Raw genomic sequence first — 18,423 nt, forward strand, 5'->3', positions numbered from 1 at the left:
GCCCACGTTGAGAACCGCTCAGAGGCGTTCAGAGGCGTTCAGAGCGGTCCGGCTCCCGGTGGGCACGCTCCGAGCCTGCGGGGTGCGCTGCCCCAGAGGCCAGTAAATCCGGGCAGTTGGGGACGCTGGAACACGTAAAGACGCTGTGACCTGGGGATATGCGGGATGCCTGGAACGCGGAAGTGGGACGCGGCGGGTCCACGGCGGCGGGCACCCGTGCAGTCCATGTCCCGGCCACCGACTGGTCCGCCGTTGTTCACGGTCGAGGGTGCAACTCCCGTACGGGCCCCCATGTCTCACTCAATGACCACAAGAACCACCGCAACCAGACATACTAAAGGAACACTTCCGCATGCGCACTTACAGCACTCTCGCCGCCACCGCAGCCCTGGGCCTCGGTGCCCTCGCCTTAGCGGTCCCGGCCGCCCAGGCCGCCCCGGCGGCATCGACGGCCTCCGTCGTCATCGCCGACGGCGAGCTCTGGTACAAGGCGGCCCCGGGCCAGCAGAACCGGCTGACCGTCGACGAAAAGATCGAGCACCGCGGCGAGTTCGAGTCGTACTACATCCTCACCTTCCACGACCGCAACGACATCGCGATCGACGCGAGCGCGGCGGAGTCGGACGAGTGCGCGTACCCGACGCAGGGCGACCGCACCGCCGTGCGCTGCGCCGTCCTGATCCCGCAGGGCTCGGACGACTCGGACAGCTACGACATCGACCTGGGCGACAAGGACGACACCGCGACGCTCGGCGCGGACAGCGACGCGTGGGCCGGGGTCTACGGCGGCGCGGGCAACGACGTGATCAAGGGCTCCGCCAACGCGATGCTGCACGGCGGCGACGGCGACGACAAGCTGGACGGCGGCGGCGGCCCGTTCGGCTTCGGCTCCTACGGCGGCGCGGGCAACGACACTCTGACCCACTGCGGCCAGGACTGCTTCGGCGAGGCCGGGAACGACACCCTGATCGGCACCGCCGAGGAGAACAACCTGCACGGCGACGACGGCAACGACATCCTGCGCGGCGGGGGCGGCGCCGACGTCCTGTACGGCGGCAAGAACAACGACAAGCTGTACGGCGAGGCGGGCAACGACACGCTGTGGGGCAACAGTGGTGACGACGTCCTGTGGGGCGGCGCGGGCACCGACAAGCTCTCCGGCGGCGCCGGCCGCAACGAGGTGCACCAGGACTGACCCTCAGGGGCCGGAGCGCGGGCCTGCGAGGCGGCCGCCCTCGTGCATCAGCTCATCGCCGTACGCGAAGGCCCGAGCCGTCGCCGTACGCGAAGGCCCGAGCCGTCGCCGTACGCGAAGGCCCGCGCTCCGACCCCACTTGCTCAACCAGGACAGCAACTGACCTACACCGCGGCCAACTTCCTCGCGGCAGCATCCAGCACGCCGAGGTGCGCATCGGCGACTCGGTGGTGATGATGTTCGACGCGCGGCCGGAGTGGCCGCCGACCCCGGGCTTCCCGCGCCTGTGGCCCGCCGCGCACCACCGTCCTCTCCGTGCGCCGGTCTCTCCGGGCCGCACGGAGGGGAGGCTGTGCGGGTCCGCCTCCACTTGATCACCAGGGGAAGAGAGCCGCCGACATGGCCGTCATCCACCACACCGTCCTGAAGCCGACCAAGCTGGAGCTGCTCACCTCCTGGCTGCCGACCCGCTCCTGGTATCGCGGCGGCGAGGGCGCGCCGGTCCTGGAGAAGGCCGGGGGCTTCCGCCTCGACGACCCGCAGGGCGAGGTCGGCATGGAGTTCCTGGTCGTCACCGACGCGGCCCCCGGCCGTGCACCGGCCGCCTACCTGGTGCCCCTCACCTACCGCGGTGCCCCGCTCGACGGCGCGGAGCACGCACTCGTCGGCACCATGGAGCACGGTGTGCTGGGGCGGCGCTGGGCCTACGACGGCCGCCACGACCCGGTCCTGGTCGCCCAGTTGCTGGCCCTGTTCGAGGGGCGGGTGCAGGCCCAGGACCAGAACACCAGCGACGTCCCTGACCTGGACGTCGTCGGCTCCTACTCCGGCGAGGGCCCCTGTCGGTCGACGGCGACATCGCCGCCACCCTCCGCCTGTGCCGGGTCCTGCAGCCCGCCCCGGACGGCGAGGTGTCCGCTCCGCACGGAACGGTCGGTCATGTCGGCGGAAGCTGGCGGCTGCTGGACGGGAGCCGGGCCCGGGGAGTGTTCGCCACCCTAGGGGGTTGATCGGGGTAAACCCCCATCCACAGTGGTCAGTTGGGAGGATGTGGCGGCAGGGGTGCCTCGGCAAAGATCGTCTGTATGACGAAGCAGACGACGAAGCAGACGACGAAGCAGGCGACGAACCAGACGATGACGCGCACGACGCACGGCGTGACGACAAAGACGACGACGAAGACGACGACGAAGATGAAGGCGACGACGAAGACGAAACGCAACGCCACCCTGCTCGCCGCATCCGCCGTCGCCCTCGGCCTCACCGCCCCCCTCGCCGCCACCGCAGTCGCCGCCGCCCCCGCCCCCGTCGGCCGACAGGCGAACCTCGACTGGAAGAAGTGCACCGGCTCCGACGTCGACCCCCGCCAGCAGTGCGCGACCGTCGAAGTGCCGCTCGACTACAAGGACCCCGACGGGAAGAAGACCACCGTCGCCATCTCCCGCATCCCCAGCGAGAAGCCCGGGGCACGGCGCGGCGCGCTGTTCCTCATCCCCGGCGGGCCCGGCGGATCCGCGCTCAACGACCCCTCCGGCAAGGGGCAGAAGCTGCCCCAAGAGGTGCGCGACGCCTACGATTTGATCGGTTTCGACCCGCGGGGGCTCGGCGCCTCGAACCCCGTCAGCTGCGGCCTCGGCCACGCCGACCTCGCCACGTCCCGGCTGCGCCCCTGGCCCGGCGCCGACGGGTCGGTGACGGAGAACATGGCCACCGCCCGCCGCATGTCCCAGGCGTGCGAGCGCAACGGGGGCGAGCTGCTGCGCCACCTCAGCACCGCCAACGAGGCCCGCGACATCGACCGCATACGGGCCGCGCTCGGCGAGGAGAGACTCTCCGCCTGGGCCGTCTCGTACGGCACCTACGTCGGGGCCGTGTACAGCCAGCTGTTCCCCGGGCGGACCGACCGCATCGTGCTCGACAGCAACGACAACCCCGACCCGAAGCAGGGCAACCGCGCCTGGGTGGCAAGCCACGAACAAGGCGTCGAGGACACCTTCCCCGACTTCGCCGCGTGGGCGGCCGAGCCCGGCAACCCGTACCGCCTGGCCCGGAGCGCCAAAGACGTGCGGCCGCTGTTCCTGAAGCTCGCCGCCCGGCTCGACCGCAAGCCGATCCCGTGGCCGGGCGCCAACCCGGAGGAGCTCAGCGGCAACGTCCTGCGCCAGACGATGCTCGAGACCCTCGCCGAGCCCGACGCCTACCCCACCCTGGCCCAGCTGATCCTCGCCGCCCGGAAGGGCACGGTTCCGCCCGCGCCCGCCGGACCCCCGGAGGAGGCGCTGCAGAACGTCATCGGGGTCGGCCTGGCCACGCTCTGCAACGACGTCGCCTGGCCCTCGTCAACGGCCGCCTACCAGAAGGCCGTTGCCAAGAGCCGCGCCAAGTACCCGCTGACCGCGGGCATGCCCCGGAGCGCGATGCCCTGCGCCGCCTGGCCGTACAAGCCGCAGGAGCCGCCGGTGCGGATCACCGACGAAGGCCCCGCCAACATCCTCCTCATCCAGAACGAGCGCGACCCCAACACCCCGCTGAGCGGCGCCCGCAAGCTCCGCGACGCCCTCGGCCGGCGCGCCACCATGGTCACCGTGGACTCCTCCGGCCACGACGTCTACCTCGCCAACGGCAACGCGTGCGGCGACCGGACCGTCTCCCGCTACCTGGCGACGGGCGTGCGCCCGGACAAGGACACCGCCTGCTGATCCGCCTGCTGATCCGCCTGCTGATCCGACCGGTCCGAGGGGGCACGTAGGGTTCGTCCAATGGGCCTCTTCGAGCGACTGACCGGAACCAGACGGCCGGACGACGGCGTGCCGCCGCGTCCGGCCGCGGACGTGCGCGCCGCGCTGCTCGCGCTGGGCGGGCCGGACGTGCCGTGGCTGGTGCGCGCCGCCACCCCCGACGAGAACGCCGACCTGGTGGCGGAGTGGCGGGTCCTGGAGCCCGCCTGGCGGACCTTCTTCGTACGGACCCAGCTGGACCGGACCCTGAAGACCCGCATGCGCCTGGACGCCGCCGAGCACGAGGTGCGCGCCCTCGACGAACAGTGGGAGGTCGCGTGGGCGGGCGACACCCCGCGGCTGTCCCGCTCGCGCGAGTACTCCCGGGGCCGGGTGAAGACGGTGACCCGGGAATGGACGTACGAGCGGAACGAGGACGGCCGCAGGGAGAAGCGGGAAGTGTTCCGCTTCGACCCAGCCGAGATGAAGGACCCCCTGCAGGAGGCCGTCCTGGGCGCGGGCTGGACCTGGCGCGGCGTGGTGTTCACGCTGTGACCCGCTTCGAAGTCGTCACGCGCATCGCCGCGCCCCCGCAGCTCGTCTTCGACACCTCGCTGGACGTCGACGTGCACACCGCGTCGATGGCCGGGTCCGGCGAGCGCGTCGTCGGCGGCGTCGCGGCGGGGCGCATGGCGCTGGGGGAGACCGTGACCTGGCAGGCCCGGCACTTCGGAGTGCCCTGGCGGATGACCGCGCGGATCACCGCCTACGACCCGCCGGGCCACTTCGTGGACGAACAGGTCTCCGGCCCCTTCCGGCGCTGGTACCACGCCCACTACTTCGAGCCCGACGGCGACGGCGGCACGCGCATGCGCGACGTCATCGAGTTCACGGCCCCGCTGGGCCCGCTCGGCCGCCTGGCGGAGTGGCTCGCCCTCAACCGGTACATGCCGCACCTCATCCGCTCGCGCAACGCGCACGTCAAGTCGACGGCGGAGGCGGCCCGTTGAGGGAGAGGGGAACGGAGGAGGAAGTGATGGGGGAGGGAGCGGTGGAGGAGGGAGCCGTGGGGAAGGGAACCGTGGAGCGCTTCACGGTCCACCACGACGGCGTGACGCTCCCGGTCACGCGCGGCGGCCGCGGACGTCCCCTGGTCCTGTGTCCCGGCCTCAGCTCCACGCAGGCGGACCTGCACGACCTGGCCGAAGAGCTGCGCCACGACTTCGACGTCACCACCTTCGACCTCAGAGGCCACGGCCTGGCCTCGGCCGCCGGCTCGTACTCCTTCGAGGCGTTCGGCAGCGACCTCGCGGCCGTGCTGGCGGAGCTCGCCCGCCGCGGCCTCCCGTCCGCGACCCCGCCGCTGCTCGTGGGCTACTCCCTGGGCGCGGACCTCGCCCTCCACTACGCCGCCGAGCACCCCGACGCCGTCCCCCTCGCCGGACTGGTCCTCATCGACGGGGCGAACCCGGTGCCCGAACCCTTCCTCACGCCCGCCGACCTGCCGCTCTTCCGCACGATGTGGGAGGAGCAGGCGAACAGCGAAGAGGTCGCCCGGGCGAAGGGCACCCCGCGCCAAGTGCTGCTCACCGGCCAGGAGATCCTCGACCTGAACCTCGAAGTCGACGCCGTGCGGACGCAGCAGACCCTCGACCGCCACGGGAAGATCCCACACCCCCTCAGCATGATCATGTCGACCTCGATGGCCGGGGACGGCACCGAGGACCCCGTCCCGCGCTTCAACCAGCTGTGGCGCGACGGCATCGACCGCCTCCTGCGCGCACGGCCACAGACCCCCGTGACCCGGCTCGACACCGATCACGGACTGGTCTTCACCCACCCGCGGGAGATCGCGGACATCATCCGGAGGACGACGCGATGACCGCCCTCGGCTCGCTGAACGAGTTCTGCTGGCTGGACCTCAAGACCCGCGACCCGTCCGGCGCCGCCGCCTTCCTGTCACAGGCGCTGGGCTGGACCTTCGCCGTGGACGAGGAGGACTGGCGCCGGGCCACGAAGATCTCCGTCGACGGCCACCGGATCGGCGGCGTCAGCGACCTGGCCAACCCGGTCTACCCGCCGGACACGCCCGCCCACATCGCCTTCTACCTGGCCGTCGACGACGTCGACCGCCGGGCCGAGACCGCGACGGCACACGGCGCGCGCCTGGTCGTGGAGCCCTTCGACGCGGGCGACCAGGGCCGGACGGCGACCCTGATCGACCCGGTGGGCGCCGCCTTCTCCCTGTGGCAGCCCCACACCTTCAGCGGCTGGCGCCTTCCGCCCCGCCTGGAGGGTGCCCCGCACCACCTGGTCCTGTCCTGCGACCGGCCCGACCGGGCCCGGGACTTCTACCAAGAGGTCACCGGCGCCCCGCTGACGTCCGCACGCTTCGCCGCAGCACGCGACACCGCAGCCGCCCCGCAGTGGGAACTCGCCGTCGCCGTGGCCGACTTGGAGGCCGTCGCCTCCCGCGCACGGGACCACGGTCAGGGGCACGCCGCCTGGACCCAGGACACCGACAGCCCACCGCTGCGGCTGTACAGCCCCGAAGGGCTGCCGTTCCTCGTGCATCCCCTGGCGGGGTAAGCAGCCCCTTGGGAGGGAGGGCCGGGAGGCCGAGAGGTCCGGTACGCCCTAGCGTGAGCCCCATGGCACTGGACTGGAACCCGCTCCTCGCCGACCAGCTCGACTGGCACTGGCACAACCAGCTGCGCCCGCGCCTGGACGGCCTCACCGACGACGAGTACTTCTGGCAGCCCGTGCCCGACTGCTGGACCGTGCGTCCCGACCCCGAACGCGGCGGCCTCACCATCGACTGGGCCTACCCGGCGCCCGATCCGGCCCCGGTCACGACCGTCGCCTGGCGCATCGGCCACATCCTCGTCGGCGTGCTCGGCATGCGCACCGCCGCGCACTTCGGCGGGCCGCCCATGGACTACATGACCTATCCGTGGCCGGGCACGGCGGCCGAGGCCCTCGACCGGCTCGACGAGGCGTACGAGGCGTGGATCACCGGGGTGCGGGGCCTGGGCGAGGAGGGGCTCGCGCGGCCGTGCGGCCCGGCCGAGGGCGCGTACGCCAAGGAGCCGCTCGCGACGCTCGTGCTGTACATCAACCGCGAGACGATCCATCACGGAGCGGAGATCTCCCTGCTCAGGGACTTGTACGTGCACCGCTTCGGGAGCTAGCGGACCGTTCCGCCCACCCCGTCAGCACCGTGTGAAGCACGTCACCCGAGCGTGATGTCACGGATCGCGGAGCTGTCTTGTCTCCACTGCGTCGGACGAAAACACGCGACTGCACAGGAGAGCCCGCCATGGAGACGATGACCGTCGAGCGCACCATCGCCGCCCCGATCGACGAAGTGTTCGCCTGGCTCACCACGACCACCAACTACACCCGCTCACCCCTCGTCCTGCGCTGCCGCCTGGCCCGGCGCGGCGAGGGCGCGCCCTACGGCGTCGGGGCGGTGCGCAACCACACATGGCTCATCGGCTGGTTCCGGGAGCGCATCACGCAGTACGAGCCGCCGTACGCCACCGAGTACGTGGTCGAGCGGAGCCTGCCGCCGTCGCGGCACGAGCTGGGGCGCATGACGTTCACGGAGGTCGACGAGGGCACCCACGTCGAGTGGGTCACCCGCGCCGAGATCCCCGTCCCGCTGGTCGGCCCCTTCCTCACCCGCCGCCTCGCCAAGCCGATCATCACCGGCACCTTCGCCAACATCCTCGCCGCGGCCGACACCGCGCTCGCCCGGGAGACGCACGGCGCGCGCGCCTCCCGGAAGGAGAGCTGACCTCCGCAGGGTCTGCTGCGGGCCTCCTCCCGTCTCCTACGGGCAGTCGGCCCGTTCCCGTCCCAGGTCCCCGACCAGCCGGTCGAGCACCGCCCGGTCGCCCGGCAGGTCGAAGTGGCCCACCCCGGGGTGGTCGGTCAGGGAGAAGCGGTGGCAGGGCATCGAACGCCAGGCCAGGACCGCCTCGTTGGTGATGTCCTCCTGGTTGCTGTCGCCGTCCCGGTTCAGGAACTGGTCCGTGGAGATCACCTGGCCCACCTTCAGGTTCTCGAGCCGCGCGCCCACGGGCGTCGCGAGGCCCGAGCCCTTCTCCGCCGACACGTCGACGTGGGGGAACCACCGGGGGCCGGCGAACTTCACGAAGCCGATGTAGTGGTCGGCGAGCTCCTTCGCCGCCGGGAGGCCCGCGTCGGCGAAGAGCTTCGGGTAGTCGCTCGGGGTGTAACTCCGGCCGGTGGACGCGTCCTTGATGACCGTCTCGCGGTCGCCGAAGACCCGCGGGTCGGAGGCGCTCATGTACGTGGACGGGGCGTTCAGGTACATGCGGGCGCTGCTCCGCGCGTTCGCCCGGGTCGTCGGATAGCCGAAGTCCTGGATGTTGAGCCCGGAGAACAGCACCGGGTACAGCAGGCCCTGCCCGGGGAAGTTCCCGGCGATCGGCGTGAAGCCCTGGATGTACTTGTCGCGCCACGCCTGGGAGGTGTGGGTGAGCAGGTACTGGGCGTACAGCGGGCCGTTCGAGTGCCCGACCAGGCGCACCGGGCGGTCGCCGTTCGCACGGTAGGTGGCCTCGACGAGCCGGCGCGTGCGCGGGACGAAGCCCGCCATGTCCGGGGTGAGCCGGGAGTCGTAGCCCGCGACCCGGACATCGGCGTCCCGCCGGTACCCGTGCCGCTCCAGCGTCCGGTACAGCGGCTCGTAGAAGGGGGCGCTGCGCGTGCTGCCGTAGTCGACGACGGAGACCCGCACGCCGGGCTGCTCGCTGAAGCGGGCCGTCATCGGCTTCGTGCGCCCGGCCGCGGAGGAGTCGTGGCGCAGCGTGAGCAGGCGGTCCTGGCAGACCTGGCTGAACTCGTTGCTCGGGTGGTCGTTGAGATACCAGTCCTCGAAGCTGCCCCGGCGCGGACAGCCGGGCGCGGTGGACTGCCCGTCGACGTCCACGCGCAGCTTGGTGAGGTGGAAGGCGGGGAAGAGGACGACGGGCGTACGGCCTTGGGCGGCGGGGGCGGGCGGCGTGGACGCCTCGGCCGCGGGCGGCAGGACCGCCGCCACGACCAGGGGCGCGAGCAGCACCCGGAACCAGGACCTGACGCGCATACGGGATCACTCTCCTCGATCAGAAGGGCACTCACCGTAGCGGCCGGTCCCGCATGCTGGTCGGCGGCGAGCCCTGTGATGGCCGATATCCGGCCGTCGCGCCTGGTGGGGCGTGGTGCCCGCCCCCGGCCGGTGGCACACGGCCCGCGCCCGGCTTTGTATTCTCGGCAGGCACCACCCATCGACGCCCCTCGATGGCGGCACACCGGGAGAGGAACCACCATGACCACCGAGCTGAGCCCCGACGCGCTGACGGGACTCCTTGAGTCGGCCCGCACGGACTACGAGGAGCTGGCCGGGCGCGGCCTCTCCCTCGACCTCACCCGGGGCAAGCCCGCGCCCGAGCAGCTCGACCTCTCCGAGGACCTGCTGAGCCTGCCCGGCGGGCGGCACACCGCCGCCGACGGCACCGACGTGCGCAACTACGGCGGCCTCCAGGGTCTGCCCGAGCTCCGCGACATCTTCACCGGGGTGCTCCAGGTCCCCGCCGACCAGCTGTTCGCGGCCGGCAACTCCAGCCTGGAGCTCATGCACGACTGCATCGTGCACGCCCTGCTCAGCGAGCTGCCGGGCGCCGAGTCGCGCTGGGTGGACCAGGAGCGCATCGCCTTCCTGTGCCCGGTGCCCGGCTACGACCGGCACTTCGGGCTCTGCGAGCGGTTCGGCATCGACATGATCCAGGTGCCCATGACCGACGAGGGCCCGGACATGGACGTCGTGGAGCGGCTCGTCGCCGAGGACCCCGCGATCAAGGGCATCTGGTGCGTCCCGAAGTACAGCAACCCCGACGGCGTCACCTACAGCGACGCGACCGTGGCCCGCCTCGCCGCCATGGAGACCGCCGCCCCCGACTTCCGGATCTTCTGGGACAACGCCTACGCCGCCCACCACCTGACCGACGAGCCCGCCGAGATCGCCGACCTGCTCGGCGCCTGCGCCGAGGCCGGGAACGCGGACCGCGCGTTCGTCTTCGGCTCCACCTCGAAGATCACCGCGGCGGGCGCGGGCGTCGCCTTCTTCGGCTCCTCCCACGCCAACCTGAAGTGGCTGCTCGCCAAGAACGCCAAGCGGTCCATCGGCCCCGACAAGGTCAACCAGCTGCGCCACGTCATGTTCCTGCGCGACGCCGACGGCGTGCGCGCCCACATGGAGCGCCAGCGCGCCCTGCTGCAGCCCAAGTTCGAGGCCGTCGCCCGCATCCTCGAGGCCGAGCTCGGCGGCACCGGCCTGGCGAGCTGGACCTCGCCCAAGGGCGGCTACTTCGTGACCCTCCAGGTGCCGGACGGCTGCGCCAAGGAGGTCGTGCGCCGGGCCGCCGACGCCGGCATCGTCCTGACCCCGGCGGGCGCGACGCACCCCTACGGCGACGACCCGCGCGACGCCGTCATCCGCATCGCCCCCAGCTACCCGGGCCTGGCCGAGCTGGAGCAGGCCATTCACGGACTCGCGGTGTGCGTGCGCCTGGTGGGCTACGAGCAGCAGGCCCGCTGACCCACCCCGGCCGCCCTGCGGCCTGGCCCGATCGGGCCAGGCCGAACGGGGTGATCGCACCGTCGGGCGACCGATCCGGCGCGCGCGGGTGAACGCGGGGCGGGAATCCCGCACGGGGCACCGGCTCCATGGCGGGATGGGCGAAGCCACCGCCCCGCCCCGCACCAGGAGCCCGCATGCGATCCCGTACACCCCGCACGCCCCGTCGTCTCACGCGCACCGTCGCCGCCGCGCTCGGCGCCCTCCTCGCCACCGCGCTGCCCGCCCACGCCGCACCCCAGCACACCCGGGAGGGCGGGCCGAAGAAGTACGAGGAGTACGTCGCGCTCGGCGACTCCTGGTCCGCGGACGTCGCCCTGTTCGGACACGTCTCGACCGAACACACTCCGTACGCCTGCTTCCAGTCCACGTGGAACTACCCGAAAAAGGTCGCGAAGGCGCTCGGCGCCCGCACCTTCCGCGACGCCACGTGCGGAGCCGCCACCACCGAGGAGTTCGACAAGGCCCAGGACATCAACCACCTGGGTGTCATCCGGGGCAGCAACCCCCGTCAGTTCTCCCGGCTTTCACCCACCACCGACCTGGTCACCATGGGCATCGGCGGCAACGACGCCGGCCTGGCGAGCGCCGCCGGATCCTGCTTCAACCTCCTGCCCTCCCTGGAACTGCTCCCCGGCGTCGGCCTGCCCGCCCCGCTGGGCGGCCAGTGCAGGAAGAAGTGGGTGAAGAACGGCGTGGACGAGATGTCCCGGCGCATCAAGCCCGTCGAGAACAAGGTGTACGACGCCCTCAAGCGCACCCACGCCCTCGCACCCGACGCCACCGTCCTCGTCGTCGACTACCTGGCGGGCGTCCCGCTCGACCACGGCTGCTACCCGTACGTCCAGGTCAACGACGGCGACCTGATGTGGATCGGCGCGAAGCTCAAGGAGCTCAACGGGGCGCTCGGCCGGGCCGTGCACCGCGCCAAGCACGACGTACGGGACTTCGACGTGCGACTCGTGGACACCTACAGCGGCAGCGTCGGCCACGACGTCTGCCAACTGCCCGGCACCAAATGGGTCGAGGGCTTCGTCCCGCTCACCACCAACCCGCCCGGCCTCGCGGTCCCGCTCCACCCCAACGAGCTGGGCGCGGACCACCAGGCGGCGACGGTCCTGAAGACGCTCAAGAACTGACGTACGGGAGCAGGGCAGGAGAGGGTGTCGGTCGCCGGGACAGGGGCAGTCGGAAGGAGCGGCTCATGTCCGCAGGTTCCCTGTTCGTCGGCGAACCGGGTGCCGACCGCCCGCCGGGAGGTGTTCCCGCGGACCAGGACTCCGCGGACCTCGGCGACCGCTCACCCCGACCCGGCCAGCGGGCCGCCACGCCCGCGGAAGGGACTCCCCATGCCCGCGGATCGCGTCGACCCGCACGACGGCTCCAGCATCGTGACCCTCCTGCTGGACACCGAGACCCTCACCGACTTCCTCTGCGCCGTGGCCGAACAGGCCATGGGCTTCGCCCCCAAGGCCGACGGATGCGGCATCACCCTGCAGCGCGCCGGCCGCTTCCTGACCGTCACCAGCGCGGGAACCAGCGCCCCCGCCCTGGACGAGAAGCAGTACGGCCTCGACGACGGCCCCTGCCTCCAGGCATTGCGCACCGGCCGGGAAGTCCTCGTCACCGACCTCATGGACGAACTGCGCTGGGGCGCCTACCCCGCCCACGCGGTGGCCGCGGGCACCCGCTCCTCCATGTCGTTCCCCATCGCCCCGCACACGGACACCGCCGGTGCCCTGAACCTCTACTGCCCGCACCCGCACGGCTTCGACGACAGCGACCTCGACTCCCTGCGCACCCTCGCCTCCCAGGCCACCGGCGCCATCGAACTGGCCCAACGCATGGCCCGCTCCCGCCAGTTCACCGACGACGTGCAGCAGGCCCTGCGCTACCGCGGCGCCATCGACCAGGCCATCGGCATCATCATGGCCCAGCAACGCTGCCCCAGCGCCGAGGCGTTCGCGATCCTGCGCAGCGCCTCGCAGAACCGCAACGTCAAACTCCGCGACCTGTGCGTCGACCTGATCACCCGCCTCACCGGCCAGCCCCCGCACGACCCGCCCGCGTTCAAGCCGCCCGACTTCTGACCGTGCTGCGTCAGTGTGACGTGGGCGTGGTCACACGGGGTCAGGCCCACCGGCATGGTTACGTGGGGGCTCGTCGAGTGGTGGGAGTGCTCATGTCCGATCAGGAGCAAGAGCGGGTGCAGGAGCTGGAACTGGACCTGGAGCTGGAAGAGGACCAGGACCAGGAACAGGACCAGGAACAGGAACAGGAAGAGCGGCCCGGGCTGTTGGGCGTGGAGATGCGGCGCGTGTCGCTGGACGACGGCAGCCAGGTGACGATCGTGTGCGACGTCGGCCTGCCCGAGGCGGAGGCCCGCTCACGGGCGGCGCGGGTGGCGGAGGAGAACCGCCGCTGAACCGGGAGTTCGAGATGGCCGCTGGTCACAGGAGCGCGAAGAGCCTCTGTCGGTGAGAACCGACGGAGGCTCTTCTGCGCGCACTACGGGCGGGACGGTGCTACAGCTTGCTCATCTTCGCGTAGGGACTCAGGATCCGCTCCTGCGTCGAGCCGAAATCCACGAGCGCCGCGATCCCCTCCTCGATGCTGATCACCGAACCGAGACCGTACATGTCGTGGGTGACCTGATCTCCGACGGAGAAGTGTTTGAGAGGCGGTGCGACGGGCGCCTTGAAGGGGCTGGTGGGCAGATGACGCTTCGGTGCTACTGGCTTTGTCATTGCCGTCAGTATGCGCCGACCGGCGCCCGTTCCGTCCACGCTCCCGGCAGAAATACGCATCCACGTGCATTGACGCCTCACGGCCGCCGGTTCAGGGTGTTGCCCCTGCCTGGCACAGGACCGGCCAGGCCCTCACCGACCCTTTGACTTTGAGGAAGGGCTTCCCTTCATGCGAAGACGTGACTTCGTACGTGGACTGACGGCCGCCGGCGCCGGATTGGCGCTGCCCTTGTCCCTGCCCGCAGGGGCCTCGGCCGCCGGGGTCTCCGGCGCCGCCGCCGGGGCCTGGCAGCAGGTGCCCGCGCCGGGCGGGGTGCCCGCCACCCGGCTGCTCGGGGTGGCCACCACGGGGCCCGACCGCGCCTGGGCCGTGGGCATCCAGAACCTGGACCAGGGCCCCGACCACTACGGCATCCCGATCGCCCTCACCTGGAACGGCTCCGTCTGGTCGGTCACCGACGTCTCCCACCTCACCTACACCGGCGGCCTGCGCGCGGTCGCCGCCACAACGCGCGGCGGGGCATGGGCACTTGGGACCGACACCGCGGGCCACGACCAGTTGCTCGGCTGGGACGGTGCGACCTGGCGTGAGGCGCGCTTCCCCGGCCGGGGCGCGCCGGGGACGCGGCTGACCGACATCGAGGCCGGGCCCGGTGGCCGGTTCTGGGTCGCGGGCAGCCATGGTGGCCGTGCCGGGGTGATGCACGGCGACGGCAAGACCTGGCGCTGGTGCGAGCCCCTGCCCGACGAGGCCGCGCCGGTCCCGTACGGAATCCATGTCACCCATCGGGGCGAGGTGTGGGTGTACGGCGACATCATCGCCCGCTGGGACGGCGCCTGGACGGTTGTGCCCCATGTGAACGGCATCCGGAGCTCGTTGACGGGGCTCCTCGCCGTCGCCCCCGACGACGTGTGGCTGACCGGACTCTCGTACGGGATCGGCGGCCCGGCCGGAAAGCCGCCCGCCGCCACCCTGGAGCACTGGGACGGCACCCAGTGGAGCAGCGTCCAAAAGCCCTTCAACGTCGGCATCTTGAGTTCCGTCATGGGCGACGAGCAGGGCCGTCCCGACCTGATCTCCGGCTGGGACTTCTGGGACGAGAAACGCGCCCACTACTTGCGCTGGAACGGCACGGCCTGGGTCAGCGAACGCGGCCCGGAGAGCCCCCGCGCCGGATTCCCCCTGGCCCTGGCACGCATTCCGGGGACCGACGGCGGCTACTGGTCGGTGGGCGCGGACTCCTTCTATCCGATCCCACCGACCCAGCTGCGCATCGAACGCTTCACCTGAGGCGCGGCGGCGCCCCCTCGACGGGTCCCCTCGTTCGCCCTACTCGTCGATGGCGGCGCCGAACGCCGCCGCCGTGCCCGGCGCGCCCAGCGTCTGCGCGCCGTACGACCACGCCCCGGACGAGGTGATGCCGCCGGAACCGGCGGACAGCACCCACACGAACCCGTCCCCGGCGTTCTCGCCGGGCGCGGAGGCGAGCAGCCCGAAGCGGCCGTCGCGGTTCGGGTCGGTCAGGCGCACCTGGGCGCCCCACTTGTCGCCCTTCTCGGGGACCCCGGGGATGTCCGCGGAGTCCTGGTCCCAGGACTTGGCGCCCTTGGACGTCAGCCCGCTGCCCGCGCCGCGCAGCACCCAGACGGCGCCCGCGTCCGCGACCGTGCCGATGTCCTCGCCCGGGGCGCCGATCGCGACGTCCGCGTAGCCGTCGCCGTCCGTGTCCGCGACGGAGAGGTCGCTGCCCCAGCCGTCGCCCTGCTCGGCGGTGCCGGGCACTCCGTCGGTGTCCTGCGTCCACCAGCCGACGTCCTCCGACGGGCCGCCTGCACCGCCGTAGCGCACGCCCACCACGCCGCCGGTCTTGGACTCCCCGCCGTCGTCGAGGGGGTTGGGCTCGCCGGTCACCAGGTCGTCGTAGCCGTCGTGGTTGATGTCGCCGGACGCGGCCACGGGCCCGCCGCGCAGATCCCGCTCGTACTTCAGCCCGTCCTCGTGCCCCGAGAAGTACGTGGACCAGCCGTTCCCGGGCTCGTCGCCCACGGTCACTCCGCCCACCACGAGGTCGGCGTAGCCGTTGTCGTCGTAGTCCCCGGTGGTGAGGGACTTGGACAGGATGCTTTGGATCCCGACGGCCCCGGCGAGGCGTTGGGTGGCCTGGTGCTTCAGCGGGGCCGCGCCCCTGGCCTGCGCCGCGGGGGTGTAGACGAAGAGCTCCAGGCTGTCGCGGTCGAGGACGGCGAGTTCGTCGCCCGGCGTCTTGCCGGTGAAGTGCGCGGCGGCGAGCCCGACGCCGAACTGCGCGCCCGCGGTGGGTTCTTGGGTCTGCAGCCAGTCGCTGCCGGCCCCGCTGAGCCCGTTCTTCGAACCCCACAGGATGGCCGCCCCGCCGGCGTCCGCCTTGTCGGCGAGGTCCTCGCCGGGGATGCCAACGATCGCGTCGTCGTACCCGTCCCCGTCCAGGTCACCCGTGGCGACGGCCTTCCCGAACCCGTCCCCGGCCTCGGCGGCACCCGCGACCCCCGCCGTCGACTGGCTGAACCGGGCGACATCGCTGGTCCCGATGCCTCTGGAGGAGCCGTACTGCACGGTGACGAGTCCGGCCCCCTTCTTCCCGCTGACCGTCGCCCCGGGGGCTCCGACCAGCACGTCCTCGTAGCCGTCGCCGTTGAAGTCGCTGTTGCGGTCGTCGGCGTGCGTACCCCCAGGGGTGCCGGCGAACGCGGACGGCGCGGCGGCGATCCCCGCACCCGTCATCAGGAGGAACGAAGCCGCGGCGATGGCGGCAGAACGATTCTTGCGCACGAGTGTCTCCTGTAAAGGAAGGCAGCCGGGCGTACGCGGGGGGAGTCCGGAAAGGGCCCGTTCCTTGTCCGGCGCCCAGTTCGACACGGGATGGGGCGGGAGGGTTGTACGGGACGTTGAATTCCGCATGAACGGCCGGAGAGCGGGGCCTCGTTGGCGGCGGGGACCGCCGACCCGGGTCACCCGAGTGGCGCACCGAGCAATCGATTCGGCGGGTGAAGCCGGTGGGCACGCGCCCGGTCGGAGGTCCCGGGCCCAGGATCCTGGGCGCACATCGTGCCGGGAGGCCCTAGACGTCTGGTTCTCGACGTCTGGTCCTCCCGGCACCGCCATTGTTCCTTCTTCTTCGAGGAGTTCGTCGTGCGTATCCGTCGTCTGCTGTCCGCCGCTGTGGGCTGTGCCGCCCTCGCCCTGGCCTTCCCGGGCGCCGTCGTCGCCCATGCGGCACCGTCGGCCGCCGCCGAGCCCTGCGGCTTCTACGAGACCGGTTCCGACGCCTTCTACAACCACTGCACCGATGACGGCTCCACCGTCGTGATCAAGGTCGAGGTGTCGTGGGGGCCCGACTACGAACGGTGTGTGGGACCGGGCCGGAGCTGGCTGGGTTCCGCCAGCAAGATCCAGGGCGCCCACTACACGGGCCGACTCTGCTGACCTAGCGGTGGGTGCGGGCTTCGGCGGCCGTCTTCAGGTCGCCGAGCCACGCCTCGAGGCCCTGGCGGAGGACGTCCGTCGCGTACGGCACGTTCGCGTCGACCTGCGGGCCTCTGTGCGTCTCCTCGGTGCGCACGAGGACACCGCTCTTCACCTTCGTGAAGGTCCACACATGGACGCCGTCGATGCGCAGTCCCTCCGCGACCCCGGGGCCGGTCCAGCGGATGCAGGAGCGGTGCTTGAGCTGCTGGACGGTGGACGTGATGTCCAGGCGGGTGGCGGGAGTTGCGGGGTTGGGGGGAAGCGGGGTCGTCCAGTGGAACGCCGAGCCCTTCCGGAAGGGGCCGCCGTCGAGGCGTTCCACGGACGTGACGGGGGCCTGCCAGGACGGCCAGCGCTCCACGTCGGTCTGCAGCTTCCAGAGGGTGCGCAGCGGTGCGTGGATGAACTTCTGTGTGCGGTAGCGGACTTGGGCGTCGGGGTCGACGCCTTCCCCGCGGCAGGTGAGGGATGTGGTGGAGGGAGAGGCGGGGGAGGCGGGGGTGGCCCCTGCGGGTGCGGCGGTCGTGCCGAGGATTCCGAGGGTCAGGGGGAGTGCGCAGAGGACTGCGGCGCTGCGGGTGGCGGTGCGGGGCGTGGTGTTCATCGCGTTCTCCTTAGTGGCCAAAGGGCTTGCGGGGCTTGTCTGTTGCGGCTCGCGACCTCGTGAGAGTTAGAAGCGCGTACGTACGTTAGAAGTTGTAACCCGTCTCGGGGTGAGCGGTCAATGGGGTGGGTGATAACCTCTAACGGAATCTTGCGGGTGTAGCCCAGGGCTCCTGGGTGAGAGAGGCGGCAGGCCATGGCGAAGTCGGACGCAAAGGCGAGTGCAAAGTCCGCCGTGAAGTCGGGCGCCAAGCCCGACGCCCAGACCCCCCGCGAGCGCTACCGCGCCCAAGTGCGCGCCGAGATCAAGGAACACGCCTGGGAGCAGATCGCCTCGGCGGGCGCCTCCGCGCTCTCCCTCAACGCGATCGCCAAGCAGATGGGCATGAGCGGCCCCGCCCTCTACCGCTACTTCGCCAACCGCGACGAGCTCATCACCGAACTCATCCGGGAGGCGTACCAGAGCCTCGCCGGGACCATCCGCACGGCCGCCGCCGACGGTGCCGACCTCGCCGGGCTCGCCCACGCCCTGCGCGGCTGGGCCCTGGCGGACCCCCAGCGGTACTTCCTCATCTACGGCACCCCCGTCCCCGGCTATCACGCGCCCGACGACATCACCGGCATCTCCGCCGGGATCATGGCGGACCTGCTCGACGCGTGCGCGGAGCTGGAGCCGGAGGGGGCGGGGAAGGCGCGCAAGAAGGAAGGAGGGGCCAAGGGCCCGGCGGCGGCGTTCCGCACCAACCTGGAAAGCCACCGGAGTTGGGCCGGCAGCCACCCCGCTTCCGAGCCCTCCCTTCACCGGGCCCTGGCCCTCTGGACCCGTCTGCACGGCCTCCTGTCCCTCGAACTCGCCGGACACTTCACCGGAATGGGCTTCGACCCGGCTCTCTTCTTCGAGGCCGAACTCGACGACTTGCTGACGCGCTGAGCCGCGCCCCTCGCGCCCCTCGCGCTCCTCTCCGGGCTCCCCGGCGTCTCCGGCCTCTCCGGAAGCAATCCATGCGCGC

The 18,423-nt window shown here is 71.7% G+C and carries 19 protein-coding genes and 2 pseudogenes; 17 read left to right on the forward strand and 4 right to left on the reverse strand.

All coding sequences use genetic code 11. The features are described 5' to 3' along the window. Window positions 1-352 precede the first annotated feature (352 nt). The 10 genes and pseudogenes from ACQB60_RS44150 (at window position 353) to ACQB60_RS44195 (ending at window position 7,711) form a co-directional block, all read left to right on the forward strand. Complete coding sequence (locus tag ACQB60_RS44150; RefSeq protein WP_496931759.1) at window positions 353-1,195, forward strand: calcium-binding protein; 843 nt, start codon at window positions 353-355, stop codon at window positions 1,193-1,195. 188 nt (window positions 1,196-1,383) lie between these two features. Beyond that, a pseudogene (locus ACQB60_RS44155) lies at window positions 1,384-1,483 on the forward strand (VOC family protein); the annotation flags it as partial. Window positions 1,484-1,594: 111 nt separating this feature from the next. Next, window positions 1,595-2,205, forward strand: a pseudogene (locus tag ACQB60_RS44160) (maltokinase N-terminal cap-like domain-containing protein). A gap of 183 nt (window positions 2,206-2,388) precedes the next feature. After that, window positions 2,389-3,894: an alpha/beta hydrolase gene (locus ACQB60_RS44165; protein ID WP_496931810.1), complete on the forward strand. Its 1,506-nt coding sequence runs from the start codon at window positions 2,389-2,391 to the stop codon at window positions 3,892-3,894. Between the two features lie 60 nt (window positions 3,895-3,954). Beyond that, window positions 3,955-4,467, forward strand: coding sequence for a hypothetical protein (locus tag ACQB60_RS44170; protein WP_496931760.1), 513 nt, complete (start codon window positions 3,955-3,957; stop codon window positions 4,465-4,467). Then, window positions 4,464-4,922 carry an SRPBCC family protein gene (locus ACQB60_RS44175; RefSeq protein ID WP_496931761.1) on the forward strand — a complete coding sequence of 153 codons (459 nt, stop codon included), beginning with the start codon at window positions 4,464-4,466 and terminating at the stop codon, window positions 4,920-4,922. Before ACQB60_RS44170 ends, ACQB60_RS44175 begins: the two co-directional genes overlap by 4 nt. 26 nt (window positions 4,923-4,948) lie before the next feature. Continuing rightward, the gene (locus ACQB60_RS44180; RefSeq protein ID WP_496931762.1) at window positions 4,949-5,794 is read left to right on the forward strand and encodes an alpha/beta fold hydrolase; all 846 of its coding nucleotides are present in this window, start codon (window positions 4,949-4,951) and stop codon (window positions 5,792-5,794) included. Continuing rightward, window positions 5,791-6,501 (forward strand): VOC family protein, encoded by a 711-nt coding sequence (locus ACQB60_RS44185; protein WP_496931763.1) that lies wholly within the window; start codon window positions 5,791-5,793, stop codon window positions 6,499-6,501. The genes ACQB60_RS44180 and ACQB60_RS44185 overlap by 4 nt, the downstream gene beginning before the upstream one ends. A gap of 62 nt (window positions 6,502-6,563) precedes the next feature. After that, complete coding sequence (locus tag ACQB60_RS44190) at window positions 6,564-7,103, forward strand: DinB family protein (RefSeq protein ID WP_496931764.1); 540 nt, start codon at window positions 6,564-6,566, stop codon at window positions 7,101-7,103. 128 nt (window positions 7,104-7,231) lie between these two features. Continuing rightward, complete coding sequence (locus tag ACQB60_RS44195; protein ID WP_496931765.1) at window positions 7,232-7,711, forward strand: SRPBCC family protein; 480 nt, start codon at window positions 7,232-7,234, stop codon at window positions 7,709-7,711. 36 nt (window positions 7,712-7,747) lie between these two features. On the opposite strand, the gene ACQB60_RS44200 is transcribed toward ACQB60_RS44195, so the two are convergent. Beyond that, a complete protein-coding gene (locus tag ACQB60_RS44200; protein WP_496931766.1) occupies window positions 7,748-9,028 on the reverse strand; it encodes a lipase/acyltransferase domain-containing protein in 1,281 nt (426 codons plus the stop codon). A 222-nt stretch (window positions 9,029-9,250) separates the two neighbouring features. Between ACQB60_RS44200 and ACQB60_RS44205 the strand changes: the two genes are divergently transcribed. The 4 genes from ACQB60_RS44205 (at window position 9,251) to ACQB60_RS44220 (ending at window position 12,983) form a co-directional block, all read left to right on the forward strand. Continuing rightward, entirely contained in the window at window positions 9,251-10,519 is a 1,269-nt protein-coding gene (locus ACQB60_RS44205) for an aspartate aminotransferase type Ic (protein WP_496931767.1), read from the forward strand. 176 nt (window positions 10,520-10,695) lie between these two features. Then, window positions 10,696-11,697 carry an SGNH/GDSL hydrolase family protein gene (locus ACQB60_RS44210; RefSeq protein ID WP_496931768.1) on the forward strand — a complete coding sequence of 334 codons (1,002 nt, stop codon included), beginning with the start codon at window positions 10,696-10,698 and terminating at the stop codon, window positions 11,695-11,697. Between the two features lie 210 nt (window positions 11,698-11,907). Beyond that, on the forward strand, window positions 11,908-12,648 hold the full coding sequence (locus ACQB60_RS44215; protein ID WP_496931769.1) for a GAF and ANTAR domain-containing protein: 741 nt from the start codon (window positions 11,908-11,910) through the stop codon (window positions 12,646-12,648). Window positions 12,649-12,740: 92 nt separating this feature from the next. Then, entirely contained in the window at window positions 12,741-12,983 is a 243-nt protein-coding gene (locus ACQB60_RS44220; protein ID WP_496931770.1) for a hypothetical protein, read from the forward strand. 100 nt (window positions 12,984-13,083) lie between these two features. Here ACQB60_RS44220 and ACQB60_RS44225 read toward each other — a convergent pair whose 3' ends face one another. After that, window positions 13,084-13,305, reverse strand: coding sequence for a hypothetical protein (locus tag ACQB60_RS44225; RefSeq protein WP_496931771.1), 222 nt, complete (start codon window positions 13,303-13,305; stop codon window positions 13,084-13,086). A gap of 169 nt (window positions 13,306-13,474) precedes the next feature. Here ACQB60_RS44225 and ACQB60_RS44230 point away from each other — a divergent pair, with 169 nt between their 5' ends. After that, window positions 13,475-14,596, forward strand: a complete 1,122-nt coding sequence (locus tag ACQB60_RS44230) for a hypothetical protein (protein ID WP_496931772.1) — start codon at window positions 13,475-13,477, stop codon at window positions 14,594-14,596. 39 nt (window positions 14,597-14,635) lie between these two features. On the opposite strand, the gene ACQB60_RS44235 is transcribed toward ACQB60_RS44230, so the two are convergent. Then, the gene (locus ACQB60_RS44235; protein ID WP_496931773.1) at window positions 14,636-16,114 is read right to left on the reverse strand and encodes an esterase; all 1,479 of its coding nucleotides are present in this window, start codon (window positions 16,112-16,114) and stop codon (window positions 14,636-14,638) included. A gap of 360 nt (window positions 16,115-16,474) precedes the next feature. Between ACQB60_RS44235 and ACQB60_RS44240 the strand changes: the two genes are divergently transcribed. Further along, window positions 16,475-16,768, forward strand: a complete 294-nt coding sequence (locus ACQB60_RS44240) for a DUF6355 family natural product biosynthesis protein (RefSeq protein ID WP_496931774.1) — start codon at window positions 16,475-16,477, stop codon at window positions 16,766-16,768. A 1-nt stretch (window position 16,769) separates the two neighbouring features. Here the strand turns inward: ACQB60_RS44240 and ACQB60_RS44245 are convergent, their stop codons facing one another. After that, window positions 16,770-17,414, reverse strand: coding sequence for an SRPBCC family protein (locus tag ACQB60_RS44245; protein ID WP_496931775.1), 645 nt, complete (start codon window positions 17,412-17,414; stop codon window positions 16,770-16,772). A 195-nt stretch (window positions 17,415-17,609) separates the two neighbouring features. On the opposite strand from ACQB60_RS44245, the gene ACQB60_RS44250 reads away from it, so the two are divergent. Next, a complete protein-coding gene (locus ACQB60_RS44250; RefSeq protein WP_496931776.1) occupies window positions 17,610-18,344 on the forward strand; it encodes a TetR/AcrR family transcriptional regulator in 735 nt (244 codons plus the stop codon). The last annotated feature ends 79 nt before the right edge of the window (window positions 18,345-18,423 follow it).

Source organism: Streptomyces odontotermitis (genome assembly GCF_050510915.1).
GTDB lineage: Bacteria > Actinomycetota > Actinomycetes > Streptomycetales > Streptomycetaceae > Streptomyces.

What these genes read in the sequence shown, in the direction of transcription:
- ACQB60_RS44245 (WP_496931775.1), bottom strand. Translation starts at nt 17,414, where the DNA reads ATGAACACCACGCCCCGCACCGCCACCCGCAGCGCCGCAGTCCTCTGC.
- ACQB60_RS44250 (WP_496931776.1), top strand. Translation starts at nt 17,610, where the DNA reads ATGGCGAAGTCGGACGCAAAGGCGAGTGCAAAGTCCGCCGTGAAGTCG.
- ACQB60_RS44200 (WP_496931766.1), bottom strand. Translation starts at nt 9,028, where the DNA reads ATGCGCGTCAGGTCCTGGTTCCGGGTGCTGCTCGCGCCCCTGGTCGTG.
- ACQB60_RS44210 (WP_496931768.1), top strand. Translation starts at nt 10,696, where the DNA reads ATGCGATCCCGTACACCCCGCACGCCCCGTCGTCTCACGCGCACCGTC.
- ACQB60_RS44220 (WP_496931770.1), top strand. Translation starts at nt 12,741, where the DNA reads ATGTCCGATCAGGAGCAAGAGCGGGTGCAGGAGCTGGAACTGGACCTG.
- ACQB60_RS44180 (WP_496931762.1), top strand. Translation starts at nt 4,949, where the DNA reads ATGGGGGAGGGAGCGGTGGAGGAGGGAGCCGTGGGGAAGGGAACCGTG.
- ACQB60_RS44195 (WP_496931765.1), top strand. Translation starts at nt 7,232, where the DNA reads ATGGAGACGATGACCGTCGAGCGCACCATCGCCGCCCCGATCGACGAA.
- ACQB60_RS44185 (WP_496931763.1), top strand. Translation starts at nt 5,791, where the DNA reads ATGACCGCCCTCGGCTCGCTGAACGAGTTCTGCTGGCTGGACCTCAAG.
- ACQB60_RS44230 (WP_496931772.1), top strand. Translation starts at nt 13,475, where the DNA reads ATGCGAAGACGTGACTTCGTACGTGGACTGACGGCCGCCGGCGCCGGA.
- ACQB60_RS44205 (WP_496931767.1), top strand. Translation starts at nt 9,251, where the DNA reads ATGACCACCGAGCTGAGCCCCGACGCGCTGACGGGACTCCTTGAGTCG.
- ACQB60_RS44190 (WP_496931764.1), top strand. Translation starts at nt 6,564, where the DNA reads ATGGCACTGGACTGGAACCCGCTCCTCGCCGACCAGCTCGACTGGCAC.
- ACQB60_RS44170 (WP_496931760.1), top strand. Translation starts at nt 3,955, where the DNA reads ATGGGCCTCTTCGAGCGACTGACCGGAACCAGACGGCCGGACGACGGC.
- ACQB60_RS44165 (WP_496931810.1), top strand. Translation starts at nt 2,389, where the DNA reads ATGAAGGCGACGACGAAGACGAAACGCAACGCCACCCTGCTCGCCGCA.
- ACQB60_RS44225 (WP_496931771.1), bottom strand. Translation starts at nt 13,305, where the DNA reads ATGACAAAGCCAGTAGCACCGAAGCGTCATCTGCCCACCAGCCCCTTC.
- ACQB60_RS44150 (WP_496931759.1), top strand. Translation starts at nt 353, where the DNA reads ATGCGCACTTACAGCACTCTCGCCGCCACCGCAGCCCTGGGCCTCGGT.
- ACQB60_RS44215 (WP_496931769.1), top strand. Translation starts at nt 11,908, where the DNA reads ATGCCCGCGGATCGCGTCGACCCGCACGACGGCTCCAGCATCGTGACC.